13 protein-coding genes are annotated in these 14,325 nt (G+C 73.9%); 5 read left to right on the forward strand and 8 right to left on the reverse strand.

All coding sequences use genetic code 11. The features are described 5' to 3' along the window. The first annotated feature begins 135 nt into the window (after window positions 1-135). Window positions 136-1,560 (forward strand): PP2C family protein-serine/threonine phosphatase, encoded by a 1,425-nt coding sequence (locus ACGFWJ_RS16750; RefSeq protein WP_387643949.1) that lies wholly within the window; start codon window positions 136-138, stop codon window positions 1,558-1,560. Window positions 1,561-1,626: 66 nt separating this feature from the next. On the opposite strand, the gene ACGFWJ_RS16755 is transcribed toward ACGFWJ_RS16750, so the two are convergent. The 3 genes from ACGFWJ_RS16755 to ACGFWJ_RS16765 form a co-directional block, all read right to left on the reverse strand. Continuing rightward, complete coding sequence (locus ACGFWJ_RS16755) at window positions 1,627-1,953, reverse strand: DUF2516 family protein (protein WP_387644959.1); 327 nt, start codon at window positions 1,951-1,953, stop codon at window positions 1,627-1,629. A gap of 107 nt (window positions 1,954-2,060) precedes the next feature. Next, window positions 2,061-2,591: a hypothetical protein gene (locus ACGFWJ_RS16760; RefSeq protein ID WP_387860964.1), complete on the reverse strand. Its 531-nt coding sequence runs from the start codon at window positions 2,589-2,591 to the stop codon at window positions 2,061-2,063. Window positions 2,592-2,644: 53 nt separating this feature from the next. Then, window positions 2,645-3,028, reverse strand: coding sequence for a helix-turn-helix domain-containing protein (locus tag ACGFWJ_RS16765; protein WP_387643943.1), 384 nt, complete (start codon window positions 3,026-3,028; stop codon window positions 2,645-2,647). 311 nt (window positions 3,029-3,339) lie between these two features. Between ACGFWJ_RS16765 and ACGFWJ_RS16770 the strand changes: the two genes are divergently transcribed. Both ACGFWJ_RS16770 and ACGFWJ_RS16775 read left to right on the forward strand, forming a co-directional pair. Then, on the forward strand, window positions 3,340-3,765 hold the full coding sequence (locus tag ACGFWJ_RS16770; RefSeq protein WP_392949869.1) for an HAD family hydrolase: 426 nt from the start codon (window positions 3,340-3,342) through the stop codon (window positions 3,763-3,765). Window positions 3,766-3,819: 54 nt separating this feature from the next. After that, window positions 3,820-4,638 (forward strand): alpha/beta fold hydrolase, encoded by an 819-nt coding sequence (locus ACGFWJ_RS16775; RefSeq protein WP_392949872.1) that lies wholly within the window; start codon window positions 3,820-3,822, stop codon window positions 4,636-4,638. A gap of 4 nt (window positions 4,639-4,642) precedes the next feature. Here ACGFWJ_RS16775 and ACGFWJ_RS16780 read toward each other — a convergent pair whose 3' ends face one another. From ACGFWJ_RS16780 to ACGFWJ_RS16795, 4 genes are all read right to left on the reverse strand, one after another. Further along, on the reverse strand, window positions 4,643-4,852 hold the full coding sequence (locus ACGFWJ_RS16780) for a hypothetical protein (protein ID WP_392949875.1): 210 nt from the start codon (window positions 4,850-4,852) through the stop codon (window positions 4,643-4,645). 5 nt (window positions 4,853-4,857) lie between these two features. Next, window positions 4,858-7,914 carry an SNF2-related protein gene (locus ACGFWJ_RS16785; protein ID WP_392949878.1) on the reverse strand — a complete coding sequence of 1,019 codons (3,057 nt, stop codon included), beginning with the start codon at window positions 7,912-7,914 and terminating at the stop codon, window positions 4,858-4,860. Window positions 7,915-8,144: 230 nt separating this feature from the next. Beyond that, window positions 8,145-9,953, reverse strand: a complete 1,809-nt coding sequence (locus ACGFWJ_RS16790; protein ID WP_392949881.1) for a hypothetical protein — start codon at window positions 9,951-9,953, stop codon at window positions 8,145-8,147. Next, window positions 9,950-11,014, reverse strand: a complete 1,065-nt coding sequence (locus tag ACGFWJ_RS16795; protein WP_392949883.1) for an ATP-binding protein — start codon at window positions 11,012-11,014, stop codon at window positions 9,950-9,952. The genes ACGFWJ_RS16790 and ACGFWJ_RS16795 overlap by 4 nt, the downstream gene beginning before the upstream one ends. A gap of 231 nt (window positions 11,015-11,245) precedes the next feature. Between ACGFWJ_RS16795 and ACGFWJ_RS16800 the strand changes: the two genes are divergently transcribed. Next, window positions 11,246-11,851 carry a YceI family protein gene (locus tag ACGFWJ_RS16800; protein ID WP_392949886.1) on the forward strand — a complete coding sequence of 202 codons (606 nt, stop codon included), beginning with the start codon at window positions 11,246-11,248 and terminating at the stop codon, window positions 11,849-11,851. A gap of 111 nt (window positions 11,852-11,962) precedes the next feature. Here the strand turns inward: ACGFWJ_RS16800 and ACGFWJ_RS16805 are convergent, their stop codons facing one another. Next, a complete protein-coding gene (locus ACGFWJ_RS16805) occupies window positions 11,963-12,925 on the reverse strand; it encodes a LysR family transcriptional regulator (RefSeq protein WP_392949889.1) in 963 nt (320 codons plus the stop codon). A gap of 112 nt (window positions 12,926-13,037) precedes the next feature. On the opposite strand from ACGFWJ_RS16805, the gene ACGFWJ_RS16810 reads away from it, so the two are divergent. Continuing rightward, on the forward strand, window positions 13,038-14,252 hold the full coding sequence (locus tag ACGFWJ_RS16810) for an MFS transporter (protein ID WP_392949892.1): 1,215 nt from the start codon (window positions 13,038-13,040) through the stop codon (window positions 14,250-14,252). Window positions 14,253-14,325 lie beyond the last annotated feature (73 nt).

The following is a 14,325-nucleotide window of genomic DNA, read 5'->3' on the forward strand; positions in this document are numbered from 1 at the left end:
CATCGGCGCCGCTCAGGCAAAGAAATCCTCGGAGATCACGTTATGGTCGCGGGAAGCTCCCCGATGCCCGGTGCCACACGGGCACCGTGGACGGACACCGGCCGTTGGCCTGTCGGGGAAAGGAAGGACCGACCGATGCCCGCTACGGGAGACGGGCGGGCACCCGACGCGACCAACGACGCGGGGGCCGCCGAGCGCAGTCAGAGCCGGCGCGGCACGCAGCAGCGCCGCACCCGGGCCACCGGGTCCGCGCCGATACCGCATCCGCGTGGCACCGCGCAGGGCGGCGGCGAGCCGGCCCGGGCCGCGGCCGCGGACTTCCGGGTGCTGGTGATCGAGGGCGACGGGCCGGAGCACCGGCTGTTCGAGTCGCTGGCCGAGGAACTCGGCGCGCACGCCGAACTGCACCGGGTGGACGGCATCCACGAGGCACTGGCCCTGCTGCCGCCACTGCCCGGCAACGGCCGGCGCGGCGCCCGGTACCCCGACTTCCAGTGCGTGCTGCTCGACCTCGGCGCGCCCACCGAACGGCCGTCCGACGGCGACGGCCTGGACGCACTGCGCGAACTGCTGCAGCGCGCCCCGCACACCGCCGTGGTGGTGCTCACCGACACCGCCGGCGCCGAACTCGGCGCGGCCGCGGTGGCCGCCGGCGCCCAGGACTTCCTGCTCCGGCAGGACACCGCCGGACCGCTGCTGGCCCGCGCGCTGCGCTACGCGGTGGAACGCAAGCGCGCCGACGAGTCGCAGCGCCGCCTGGTGGAGGCCGAGATCCGCGGCCAGGAGAACGCCCGCCTGCAGCGCCACCTGCTGCCCACCCCGCTGCTCGACGGCGCCGGGCTGGCCTTCACCCGCCGCTACCGGCCGGGCCGCCGCCGCGCCCTGCTCGGCGGCGACTTCTACGACGCCGTCCGCACCAAGGACGGCCGGGTGCACGTGGTCATCGGCGACGTCTGCGGCCATGGTCCCGACGAGGCCGCCCTCGGCGTGGCGCTGCGGATAGCGTGGCGGACCCTGGTGTTCGCCGGGCTCAGCGGCCAGCACCTGCTGACCACGCTGCAGCACGTGCTGGAGCACGAGCGGCGCAGCGACGAGATCTTCGCGACGCTCTGCATGGTGGTGCTGGACGCGCCCCGCGCGGACGGCGCGCCGGAGTCCGCCGAGCTGTTCCTGGCCGGGCACCCCGCGCCGCTGCTGCTCGGGCCGGACGCCGTCCCCGTGCTGCTGCCGTCCGAGCAGGCCGGCCCGGCGCTGGGCCTGCTGCCGTGCGACGCCACCCTGTCCAGCTGGCCGGCCCTGCGGCTGGAGTTGGGCCCGGGCTGGCGGCTGCTGCTGTACACCGACGGGCTGGTCGAGGGGAAGGTCGGGGCGGGTTCGCCGCGGCTGGGCCAGGAGGGCCTGATCGAGCTGATCGCCGACCACCAGGCCGCCGGGCTGACCCGGGGCCGGCTGGTGGACTCGGCGATCGCCGAGGTCGAGGAGCTGAACGGCGGGGCGCTGACCGACGATGTCGCGGTGCTGCTGCTGGAGCGCAACCCCGTCCCGGTGATCATGGGCTGACGGCCCGCCGGACACGCAGAAGGGGCGGCCCCGTGCGGGGCCGCCCCTTCCGTTCGTGCGGGTGTCTCACCAGGGGCCGTAGGGCCCTGCGTTGCGGCCGCGGCCGCGGCCGTCGGTGAGCAGCTTGATCGCGGGGCGGACGTCCACCACGTAGACGATCGCCGCGACCAGGCCGGCCAGCGTCAGCAGGCCGGACACCGGGTTGGCGCCGAACAGCAGGTCCGCGCCCAGGGCCAGGCCGAGCACGACCAGCCAGAACCCCTTGGTCTTCTTGTCGGCGGCGCGGTACGCGTCGTCGCGGCGGATCGCGGCGTCCACGAACGCGAAGATCTTGTAGCCGATGATCGCCGTGGCCAGCCACCAGAACGGGTTCAGGAGGTTGTAATGCAGGATCTGCACCTGGTGCTCCTCACTCTCTCTCTTCCATCCTGGCACGGACACTGCCCGGATCAACGGCCCTCGGCGGTGTGCCGTTCCCCGCACCTGTCACGCGGCGCCGGTCACTCGGAGCCGTTGGCGGCGGTGGTCTTCCGGGCGCGGGCGGGCTTCTTCGCCTCGGGCTTCGACTCGACGGCGGGCTCGTCCACCACGACCTCGGCCAGCACGACCTCCTCGACGTCGGCCTCGACGACCGGGGCGTCGTCCTGCCCGCGGGTGTTGGCGGCGTCCACCACGGTGCGGCCGCGGACCGCGAGCTCGTCGTAGACCTCCTTGGCCTTGACCGCGAACTCCAGCGCCCGGCCGACCTGCTGCATCGCGAACTCCTGTGCCTTGGCCTGGAGTTCCTTCACGTCGGTAGGCAGCGCGTTGACCGCCTCGGTGACCTTCGCCTGCGCCTCGACCAGCTTGGTGCCGGCGTCCTGCAGGGCGGCGGTGGCCTTGTCCTGGGTGCCCTTGCGGTCGGCGGCGAGCGCCTCCAGCTGGCCGGGGACCTCGCGCAGCTTCTCGTAGGCCAGGTCGCCGGCGCCGGCCAGGGCGTACAGCGGGGTGGGGTCGGTGAGGGTCTTCTTGAGTTCGTCGCTGATCGGCATGTCGAGTCCTTCAGGTCGGGTGCGCCCGTGCGGTCGGGTCACGCGGGGTCGGGTCACGCGGGGTCGGTCGGGTGGGCGGCGGCCGGGCGGGCGGCCTGGTTCTCCTTGAGGAAGGCCTCGTACACCGCCAGCAGGGCCTGCTTCTGCCGCTCGTTGATCTGCGGGTCGGCGAGGATCGCGGCCCGCAGCCCCGGCCCCTGCTCGTCCCGCTCCTCCAGAATCCCGGCCTGTACGTACAGCGTCTCCGCCGAGATCCGCAATGCCTTGGCGATCTGCTGAAGGATCTCCGCGCTGGGCTTGCGCAGCCCGCGCTCGATCTGGCTCAGGTACGGGTTGGACACCCCGGCGACCTCGGCCAACTGCCGCAGTGAGTACTGCGCGTTCCGCCGCTGCTCCCGGATGTACTCGCCGAGCGAGCCCACGTTCAGTGATGCCATACCGGCAGTCTGCACCCGCCTGCTTGCTATTGCAAGCACATTGCTAGCGGGCGCACGCGCCACGGTGGTCCGGCCGGTCGGGTAACGTCCGTGCGCGGAGCGAGGGTTGAGGGGTGGCGTGATGGCGGAGCGGCGGATCGGCGCGGTGCTGTGCGATCTGGACGGGGTGCTGCGGATCTGGGCCGACCTGGCCGAGGTGGACGCGGCGCACGGGCTGCCGCCGGGCACCGTCGCGGGGGCGGCGTTCCGGGCGGAGCGGCTGGTGCCTGCTGTCACCGGGCTGGTCACCGATGAGCAGTGGCGGGGCCGCCGTGGCGGAGGATCTTGGTGTGGTGTGCGGGTCGGCGGCGCGGGCGCGCGAGGTGGTTGCGGGTTGGGGGCGGCAGGCGTCCTGGGTGGATGCGGAGGTGTTGGGGTTGCTCGGCGAGGTCCGCCGGAGCGTGCCGGTGGTGCTGGTCTCCAACGGGACCACCCGGCTGGAAGCCGACCTGGCTGCGCTCGGGTTGGACGCCGTCTTCGACGCGGTGGTCAATACCGCGCGCCTGGGGGTCGCCAAGCCTGCCGAGCGGGTCTACCTGGCAGCGGCCGAGTGGGCCCAAATGCCGGTCACAGCCTGCTTGTTCGTGGACGACAGCGCCGGGAATGTGGCCGCCGCCGAGGCGCTCGGGATGCACGGCCACCACTATCTGGGTGCGGCAGGGCTGCGGGCGGCGCTACGCGGTCACGGGCTGATCTGACCGAGGCGCGGAATTCCGGGCGGGCCCGGTCCGACGCGTGGCACCATCCGCCGCATGACGACCTTTCAGGCCCACGACGGAACGGCCCTGCACTACGAGCAACTCGGCGACGGCGCCCCACTGTTGGCGATCCCGGGCGGCCCGGGCGCGGACGCCCGCTACCTGGGCGACCTCGGCGGCCTGGACGCGCACCGGCGGCTGATCCGGCTCGACCCGCGCGGCAGTGGCCGCTCCACCGAGCCCGCCGACCGGGCGAGTTGCTCGTTCACCGAGCAGGTGAAGGACCTGGAGGCGCTGCGCGAGCACCTCGGGCTCGACTCCTTCGACCTGCTCGGCCACTCCGCAGGCGCCCTCACCGCCCAGCGCTACGCCGCCGAATTCCCGCACCGGGTGCGGTCGTTGGTGCTGGTGACGCCGGTCGGGCGGGGCTCGCGCGAGCCGGACGAGGCGGAGCTGGCGGCGCTCCGGGCCGCCCGCGCCGACCAGCCCTGGTACCCGGACGCGGCGCGGGCGGCGGCGCTGCTGGCCGCCGGGCAGGGCGATCCGGCGGAGCTGACCGCACGCATCACCCCGTTCTTCTGGGGCAGTTGGGACGACCGGGCGCGCGCCGCGTCCTTCGATCCGGAGCTGGTGCCGATCGCGCTGTGGATGCGGGCGGCGTTCTACGCGGGCGCGGGCGAGGCCGCACCCGTCGCCGTGCCGGTGCTGGTGGTGGCGGGGCAGTTGGACGGGATGATCGGCACCGCTCCGGCCCGGCTGGCGGCCGCGCTCCATCCGGGGGCCCGGCTGGAGGTGCTGGAGGGCGTGGGGCACCGGCCCTGGGTCGAGAAGCCGGCCGAATTCTCCCGACTGGTGGGAGAGTTCCTGGGATAGCACCTCAACTGTCGTCCACCAGGCGGCGGTAGTCGGGGGCCAGCAGTTCGGCGAGGTCGCGGCCGCGGACGGTCAGGCCGCTCGGGCCGAGGTGGTCTAGGGCCGGGTCGGGGCGTTCGGGCGGCGCGTCGGGCGGGCGGAGGGTGAACTCGCCCTGCCAGAAGGCGTCCAGACACTGGTCGAGGGGGCGGTCGGAGTCGGGGCGTTTGGTCATGGCGGTCACTCCCCCACGGCGTCGGCGGACAGGGTGAGCAGTTCGCGCAGCTGCTCGGTGGGCAGTTCGGTCAGCCACTGTTCGCCGGCGCCGACCACGGCGTCCGCCAACTCGCGCTTGGCCTGGAGGAGTTCGGCGATCCGCTCCTCCACGGTGCCGACGCAGACCAGGCGGCGGACCTGGACCTCGCGGTGCTGGCCGATCCGGTGGGCGCGGTCGGTGGCCTGGTCCTCGACGGCGGGGTTCCACCAGCGGTCGAGGTGGATCACCTGGTTGGCGGCGGTCAGGTTGAGCCCCGTCCCGCCCGCCTTCAGCGACAGCACGAACACCCCTGGCCCGTCCGGGGATTGAAAACGGTCGACGAGTTCCTGGCGGCGCGGCGCGGACAGCCCGCCGTGCAGGTGGAGCACCTGGGTGCCGAGCCGGTGGCGCAGGTGCGGCTGGAGCAGCGCGCCGAACTCGGCGTACTGGGTGAACACCAGCGTCCGGTCGCCCTCCGCCAGGGCCTCCCGGAGCAGCGCGACCAGCCGCTCGACCTTGCCCGAGCGTCCGCCCAACGGCGAGTGGTCGTGCAGGAGTTGGGCCGGATGGTTGCAGACCTGCTTGAGCCGGCCGAGGGCCGCCAGCACCGCGCCCTTGCGCTCCACCCCACGCACCCCGCTCAGGCGGCGCAGCAGTTCGGCGACCACCGCCTGGTAGAGCCCGGCCTGCTCCGGCGTCAGGTTGCAGCGGACGGTGAACTCCTGCTTGGCGGGCAGCTGTTCGCCGATCTCGGGGTCACTCTTCAGGCGGCGCAGCAGGAACGGGCCGGTGAGCCGCTGGAGCTGGGCGGCGACCTCCCGGTTGCCGGACTGCTCGACCGGGACGGCGTAGCGCTCCTTGAACGACTCGGCCGTGCCGAACAGGCCGGGGTTGGCGAAGTCCAGGACGGTGTGCAGTTCGGCGAGGCGGTTCTCCACCGGCGTGCCGGTGAGCGCGATCCGCGGGCCGGAGCGCAGCGAGCGGATCGCCCGGGACTGCCGGGCGGAGCGGTTCTTGATGTGCTGGGCCTCGTCCGCGACCACCCGCCGCCAGCGGATCGCGCGCAGTGCCGCGGCGTCGCGCTGGAGCACCCCGTAGGTGGTGATCACCAGGTCGGCGGCCGGATCGGGGGCGGTGCGGTCGGGGCCGTGGTGCAGCTGGACGCGCAGGGCGGGAGCGAACCGGGCCGCCTCGCGCTGCCAGTTGCCGACCAGCGAGGTCGGGCAGACCAGCAGGACGGGGCCGCGGGCGCCGCGGGCGTGCTCCAGGGCCAGCAGGGCGAGCGTCTGGACGGTCTTGCCGAGGCCCATGTCGTCGGCCAGCACCGCGCCCAGCCCGAGCCGGCCGAGGGCGTCCAGCCAGGCCAACCCCCGTTCCTGGTACGGGCGCAGAGCACCGGCGAAGCCGGGCGGGGGCGGGGTGCGGTGAGCGCCGGGGAGCCGGCCGAGGCGGCCCGCGAGCAGGTCGCCGAGCGGGCCGTCGGCGTGCACCACGGTGACCGGCAGGCCGTCGACCACCGCGCCGTCGTCCAGGGCGAGCCGCAGCAGCGTCGCGGCGTCCAGCTGCGGATCGTCCCGGCGGGCGGCCAGGAACCGCAGGGCGGCGGCGAGTTGGGCCGCGTCCACCTCCACCCACTGGCCGCGCAGCCGGACCAGGCCCTGCTGGGCGCCGGCCAGCTCGTCCAACTCCTCCTGGGTGAGCGGCTGTTCGCCCACCGCGAGCTGCCAGCGGAAGTCCACCACGGCGTCGCGGTCGGCCTGCGCCGCACGCTTCACCGCACCGGACGCAGGACCGCTGTGCGCGCTTGCCGCCAGGCCGAGACGCGGCCGCCGGCGCCACCACGCGGGCAGCAGCACGCCGTACCCGGCGGCGGTCAGCAACGGAGCGGTGTCGCGCAGGAACGCGAGCGCGCCGGCCCGGTCCAGATCGACGCCGGTGGGCCGGGTGCGGTGCAGGGCCGCGCGCAGGTCCGGGCAGAGTCGGGCGGCGCGGTCCAGTTCGGCGAGGTACGCCTCCACCGGGTCGCCGAGAGTGCGGCCCAACGCCGCCAACCCCGGCCCGTCCGACCAGAGTTCGGCCGCGGGCAGCAGCAGCGAAGGCCGGTCCGCCGGGCCGGCCAGCACGTCCAGCCGCCAGTTCTCGTCCGGGACTTCCGCATCCGGGTTGTCCGGCGCACTGCCCAGCGGCTCCGCCAGCCGGAACGCGAGCCGGACTTCACCGGCGGGCTCCGTCCCCGCGCTCCACGCCGCGAGGCGCTCCGCGACGTCGGAGTCGGGCGCGGCAGGGAGGCGGGGGTCGGCGCTGCGGAGGGCTTCCAGCCAGTCCTGCGGCGCCGCGGCTGCCGGCGGCGCCTCGAGCGCGGTGCGGGTCTCGTGGTCGGTGAGGGCGTCCAGGACGGCGGTGAACAGGGCCGCACCGGTGCGCTCGGCGCCGTCCTCCGCGCGGGCGATCGGCGGGCAACCCGCCGCCAGGCCGCTGCTCTCGCGGCGGGCCGGACCATCGAGCGCGGGACGCCAGCGCGCCGCCCACCCGTCCGCCTCCTCCACCAGCGCGGGCAGCACCCGCCCCCGTCCGACCAGCCGCCACGCCAGGTCGTGCACCGCCGTCAACCACCGCAACGACGCCCCGTACGCAAGCTCCGCCGCCCGCCCACCGGGCAGCTCGACGGTCGTCCCCGGCCAGTACGGATCGAACAGTTCACCCAGCAGCTGCGCCGCCTCGGCCCGCTCGAACACCAACGCCGGCACCCGCCACGCCTGCAGCACCAGCCCCTTCGCGGTCGACCCCACCGGCAGATCCGGCGACGGCGTCGGCCGCGAGCCCAGCGTCGGCAACCGCAGACTCACCCACCGCTCGGCCCCCCGCTCCGCGAGCCACGCGGGCCCCCCACCGGTAGCCGCGAGCAGCCCCGCGACCTCGCCTGCCGAGCACGCGTACGGGTGCCGCGACCCTTGTACGGCGCGCCCCGTGAACGCCGCCGCATCCTCCGCCCACACCGCGAGGCGGCCGTCGGCCCGCCAGAGCGCGTGCAGGACGTACAACGGGGCCTCCGAGAACGTGAGTGGCTGGGCTTCCACCATAAAGCTGGTGAGTGACCAACCAGGGGCGCGGGGAGAGCTGCGCGACAAGCGCAAGGCCCGTCCGCAAGGTCGCGATCAAGTGCAGGTCACTGTCCTGCGTCGCGATCTTGCCGGCGGGTGCGTTCCCCTTCGCGCAGTTCCCCGCGCCCCTGGTTGTGCTCTCCCTGGTTGCTTGTGCTCTCACTGGTTGCTCAGCTCATGTGGAACACCGGCCCCCGTGGCGTGAACGGCAACGTCGCACCGCGCGGGATCAGGTACGCGTGCTCCCGTCGGGGCACGCGCAGCACGTCGCACTCCGCGTCCGTGATGATCAGTACCGGCGCCGTCGGCGGGAAGTCCTGGGCTCGGGTGAGCAGGTCGATGCCGGGCTGGAGTACCGTCCCGCCGCGGCCGTGGAGCCGTACGCGGGAGGCGAGTTCGGCGACGGGGAGGTAGCCGGAGTCGTGCGGGGCGGCGTCGCAGCAGATGAGGCGGGCGGCGGGGACGTCGCGGGCGGCGGCATAGGAGGCAATCGCGCCGAGGGCCTTGCCGAGGAGGGTGCGGCTCATTGAGCCGGAGGTGTCGAGGAGGACGCCGAAGGTGCAGCGCGGGGTCTCCTCGGGCGGGTGGTAGCGGCCGGCCCGGGGGATGTCGGGGCTGGCGGACTGTCGCCGGGAGGGTCTCGCGTAGGAGCGGAGGGGTTCTGGTCGGGGGACGAACTCGTCGAACCAGCGGGCGAGTTGCGCGTCCCAGGGCAGTGGCGGGTGGGCGAGGGCGCGGATTTCCTCGACCAGTCCGGCGGGGAGCAGGCCGCGTTCGCGGGTGTGCAGGTCGAAGCCCTGGAGCAGGCCGCGCCGGTAGAACTCGTCCAGGTCGACGTAGCCGCCGTGGCCGGGCCGGGGCAGGGGTTCGCCGAGGATGTCGCCGAGGCCCTTGCCGCGCAGGGTGGCGAGGCGGCGCATGCGGCGCTGGTCTCGGACGATCCGGTCGTAGACCTCTTCTGCCGAGAGGCCCTTCAACTCGGGGTCGTGGAGCAGTCCTTCGGGCATGTCGCCGACGCCCATTTCGAGCAGCCAGCCGTTGATGACGTAGTCGGCGGCGACGTTGAAGAGGTAGGGGTCGCGGCCGCCGGCCCGGTCGCCGTGGCGGAGGGCGGCGTGCAGCATTTCGTGGGCGAGGATGAAGCGCCATTCCTCGTCGGTCTGGCGGCGCAGCGGGTTGAGGTAGATCTCGCCGGCGTCGGCGTTGACGGCGGCGATCGAGATGCCGTGGGCGCGGGCGAGTTCGGCGTCGGCGACCAGGGTGAGACCGGCGGCGAGGCCGCCGAGCAGCGGGTAGTTGGCCACGAACCAGCTGAGCGCCCGTTCCCACGGTCCCTGCGGGAGGCGGGGCCCGCCGAGGTGTTCGCGGCGGCCGGCGGCGAGGTCCATCGCGGCGGAGACGGTGCGGGTGAGGGCGTGGGCGAAGGCGAGCGTCCAGTCCTCGGGGTCGTCGGTCGAGTACCAGGCGCGCAGGAGTTGGTCGGGCCGGTCGCCGCCGGTGCCGCAGGCCCGGTATTCGGCGGGGATGCCGTCGCGGCGCCAGCGGGCGGCGAGTGTCTCTTCGTCGCCGCCGGGCCAGGCGGCGGGCAGGTCGTCGGGGGCGCGGCCGATGTGGAAGTTGGCGAGGTAGCGGTTGACGACGGTGCAACGGGCGGCAAGTTCGGGCGCGTCGGGCTGGGTGCGGGGGCCGCGGGCGGCGGGGAGGTGGCCGAAGCCGAGGTGGAGCAGGGCGTGGGCGAGGGCCCAGGCCCATTCCTCGGGTTCGGCGCGGCGGGTGCGGTGGGCGTGCACGGTGCCGTTGGAGGTGACGACGGCCCAGCCGGTGGCGGGGTGCAGGTCGCAGTATTCCGGCTCGAGGGTGCAGAGGGTGGCGGGGACAGCGCGGAGTGCCGGGTTGGCCTTGACCGTGGCGAGTCCGGCGGCGAACGCGGCCTTGGCCGGGTCCTGTTCGGGTTTGTCGGCGGGGCGGCGGGTGCTCACCGGCGGGCCTCGACCAGGCGGGGCAGGTCGCGGGCGGCTTCGATGAGGAACCAGGACGGCAGCACGGGGTTGCCGTCGGGGCCGTCGGCGATGACGGTCTGGGCGACTTCGACGGAGATCTCGGCGAGTTGCACCAGCAGTGACTTGGAGCGGTAGGCGTGCTGGCGGACGGTCGGCGAGGCGTGTTCCTTGCGGGCGGGCAGTTCCTTGACCAGTCGGCCACGGAAGCTGTCGGCGAGGTAGTAGAGCAGGTCGCGGTCCTCGACCCGCTTCGGCCAGGAGGCGTCGCCCTTGAGGATGGCCTCCAGCCCGTACGCGTTGCGGACGATCTTCACGTAGCCGCAGAAGGCGACGGCGTGCGCGGGGGTGAGCAGTCCGTGTGCGAGGACCTTGAGGGTCTCCTCGTCCAGGCCGGCGCCGAAGGAGTGCAGCGCGTCGGAGAGCATGTGCCAGGCGCGCGGGGTGGAGAACGGTTCCTCGGTCTTGGGCGGGTTGGACCACAGGTGGTCGGGCCTGTCGGTGAGGTGGTCGGTGATCCACGGGTGGATGCCGTGCGCGCCGGCCCAGCCGAGCCAGTCGTCGGAGCTGGCCCGCAGGTGGACGTGGACCAGGCGGTTGAGCAGCGCGGACGGCATCGGGCGGGCGAGGGCGCCGTCGGTGGCGCGGTTGCCGGCGCCGATCACGATGGAGCCGGCCGGGAGCTCGTAGTTCCCGATCCGGCGGTCCAGGATCAGCGAGTAGAAGGCTTTCTGCACGTCCGGTGTGGCGGCGTTGAGCTCGTCCAGGAACAGGCAGTAGGGCTGGTCGCGGGCGATGATCTCGGGCGGGCAGAACCGGGACCGGCCCTCGGGGGTGATCTGCGGGACGCCGATCAGGTCCTCGGGGGCGAGCTGGGTGCCGAGCAGCGAGACGCACTCCAGGCCGAGCGACTCGGCGAACTGGTTGACCAGCGAGGACTTGCCGATACCGGGTGCTCCCCACAGGAACACCGGCCGCACGGTGGCGAGTCCGAGCAGCAGCTCGGGGACCTGGGACGGCGACACGGTGACGGCTGACTGCACGAGTCTCCTCGGGGAGTAACGGGGGGTCGGCGGCCAGTGTGAACCGCCGGATCCGCCCGGCGCATCCGGTTTTCCACCGCCCTCCACAGGCTGGGGAAAACCAAGGGTTCCACCCGGATGGTTCAAATTTGGACTTCATGGTTGAACGTTGAACCAGATCGGGCTATGGTGGAGCCATCAACAAGTTGAAGCCTCAACAAACGGCTTCGACCCTCCCGAAGGAGAGAAGCCATGGGCATCTTCAACCGCAACAAGAACACCGCCACCATCGCCCCGGCCGCCGTCCAGGGCCCGGACCTGGCGCACCTCACCGGCGACTACACGATCGACTCCACCCACTCGAAGATCGGCTTCGCGGTCCGCCACGCGATGGTCACCAACGTCCGCGGCGAGTTCACCGAGTACGAGGGCAAGCTGCACCTGGACGGCGCCCACCCGGCCAACTCCCGCGCCGACCTGGTGATCAAGGTCGCCTCGATCCACACCAACCAGGCCCAGCGCGACGAGCACCTGCGCACCGGCGACTTCTTCGACGCCGCCACCTTCCCGGAGATCACCTTCAAGTCGACCTCCGCCGAGCGCATCCACGGCGACACCTACCGGATGCACGGCGACCTGACCATCAAGGGCACCAGCCGCCCGGTCATCCTCGACCTGGAGTTCACCGGCGCGGCCACCGACATCTACGGCGCCAACCGGGTCGGCTTCGAGGGCGGCACCTCCGTGGACCGCACCGACTGGGGCCTGACCTACAACGCCGCGCTGGAGACCGGCGGCGTGCTGATCGGCGAGAAGGTCAAGCTGACGCTGGACATCTCCGCCGTGCGAGCCTCCTGAGACCGCCTGTCCCGGCCGCCCCGCGGCCCCCGGTACCGCCCCTGCCGTCCCCCCACGGCGGGGGCGCCGCCGTTTCCGCAGCGCTTTCCGCAGCCGTTTCCGCGGCCTGCGCTACCGCAGCAGCGCGGCGTCCTCGGCCGGCAGCCAGCTCCCCGGCGGCCTCGCCAACCAGCCTTCCGCGGCGGCGAGTTCGGCCGCCGATTCGCGCAGTGCGGCCAGCCCGGGGTGGCGCGGTTCGGGCCGGTGCACCAGGCCGACCAGGCTGAGCGGCACCGGATCGACCAGCGGCCGCGCCACCCCGCCAGGGATGTCCGGCCCGTCCGTAGTGGTGAGGATCGGGCTGCCGTGCCGGGTCAGGTAGCGGGCGAACTCGGCGGCACCGACCGGCGGAGTACGGCCGGGTGCGGCAGCCAGGCCGTGCTCGGCGAGCAGCCGCAGGCCCAGGTCGGTCCACTCGGCGGTGTCCGGCTGCCCCGCGAACACGTCCACCGGATGCCCGGCCAGCGCGGCCAGCGGCACGGCGGGCAGCGCGGCCAGCGGATGGCCGAGCGGCAGGAACACCGCCATCGGCTCCAGCCGCACCGGCAGGTGCGCCAGCCGGGACCGCACGGCGGCCGGCAGTCCGGCGTACCGCCCGAACGAGGCGTCCAGCCGGTGCGCCGCCAACTCCCGTGCGGCAGCGGTGAGTCCACCGCAGTAGCGGGCCAGCAGCTCGGCCTCCGGACGGCGCCGGCGGGCGGCGGCGAGAACCCGCTCGGCGGTGAGTTCGCGGTCGCCGCCGGGGCTGTTGACGTCCACCAGCAGCGTCCGGGTGTCGCCGAGCGCGGTGATCTCGCCCTGGAGTTCCAGCAGTTGGCGGGCCTTCGGCAGCAGCGCCGCCCCCGTTTCGGTCAACTCGACGCTGCGGGTGGAGCGTTGGAACAGCGCACAGCCGAGCTCCCGCTCCAGCGCCTGCACGTCCCGGCTGACGGCCTGCTGGGCCAGGTGCAGGCGTTCGGCGGCGCGGCCGAAGTGGAGGGTCTCGGCGACGGCGGCGAAGCTGCGCAACAGGCGGGGGTGGACGTCACGGGGCACGGCGGGAGATTAACAACAGGATCCGGTGGATCGGACGGATTAAGTGTTGGACGGCGCCCCGGGCCCGGCCCGAGGGTGGAGCAATCCCCCTCTTCTCCCCCGGAGTTGTGCGTTGTCCCTGCCACTCGCCCGCTACCGCCCGGTGTTCGCCGTGCCGGGCAGTCTCACGTTCACCCTGGCCGGTCTGCTCGGCCGGCTCGCCCTGGCGATGTACGGCGTCTCCGTCGTGGTGCTGATCGCCGACCGTCGCGGCTCGTACGCGCTGGCCGGCGCGGTCTCGGCGGTCGGGGTGCTGGCCGGGGCAGCGCTGCTGCCGCCGCTCGGGCGGCTGGTCGACCGGCTCGGACAGGCCCGGGTCGCCGTCCCCGCCGTCCTCGCCACCGCACTTCCGACGGGCGCGCTGCTGCTCTGCGTCCGCTCCGGCGCACCCGACTGGACGCTCTTCCTGTGCTGGGCGCTGTCCGGCACCAGCCCCAACCTGGGCGGCATGGCCCGGGCCCGCTGGGCGCACCTGCACCGCGCCGACGCCGCCGTGCTGCACCGGGCCAACGCGCTCGAACAGTCGCTGGACGAGCTGTGCTTCATGGCCGGACCGGTCCTCGGCATGGCCCTGTGCACGGCGCTCGCCCCCGAAGCCGGGCTGCTCGCCGCCTGGGCCCTGGGCACCGTCGGCACCCTGCTGTTCGCCGCCCAGCGCGGCACCGAACCGCCACTGCCCGAAGTCGCCCAACCCACCTCCACCCCAAGGGGGTTGATCCGAACCCGGGGATTCCTCCCGCTGCTGGCCGGCTTCCTGGCGGCCGGCGTGCTGTTCGGCTCGCTGGAGGTCACCACCCTCGCCTACACCGACGCGCTCGGCCGGCAGTCGGCCGGCGGCGTGCTGCTGGCGCTGGTCGCGGCCGGATCCTGCGCCTCCGGGCTGGCGTTCGGCGCGATCCGCCCGCGACGCCCGGCCGCAGTGCGACTCGCCTTCGGCGCGGGCGCGATGGCCGCCCTGATGCTGCTCCCGCTCACGGCCGGCCGGGCCGGGGCGGGCGTGACACTCCTGGGCGCGGCGCTACTGGCCGCCGGCTCGGGCACCGCACCGACCATGATCACCGGCATGACGATGGTTCAGGAGCTTCTCCCCGCACACCGTCTGAACGAGGCCATGGCCCTGGCCGTCTCCGCGATCCTGATCGGCATCTCCACCGGCGCGACACTCGGCGGCGCCGTCGCCCAGCACACCTCCCCCGGCACCGGGTACCTCCTGCCCCTCGCCGCGGCGACACTGGCGCTGCTCGCCGCGCTTCCGGCCGCGATTCGCGAGCGGGTGCGAACCCGGTGAGAGCACCACCAGGGGCGCGTGGGGGTACCTCCCGGCCCGCTGGGGCTGGGGGAGAACTGCGCGCAGCGGAAGG

The organism is Kitasatospora sp. NPDC048407 (assembly GCF_043200475.1).
Taxonomy (GTDB): domain Bacteria; phylum Actinomycetota; class Actinomycetes; order Streptomycetales; family Streptomycetaceae; genus Kitasatospora.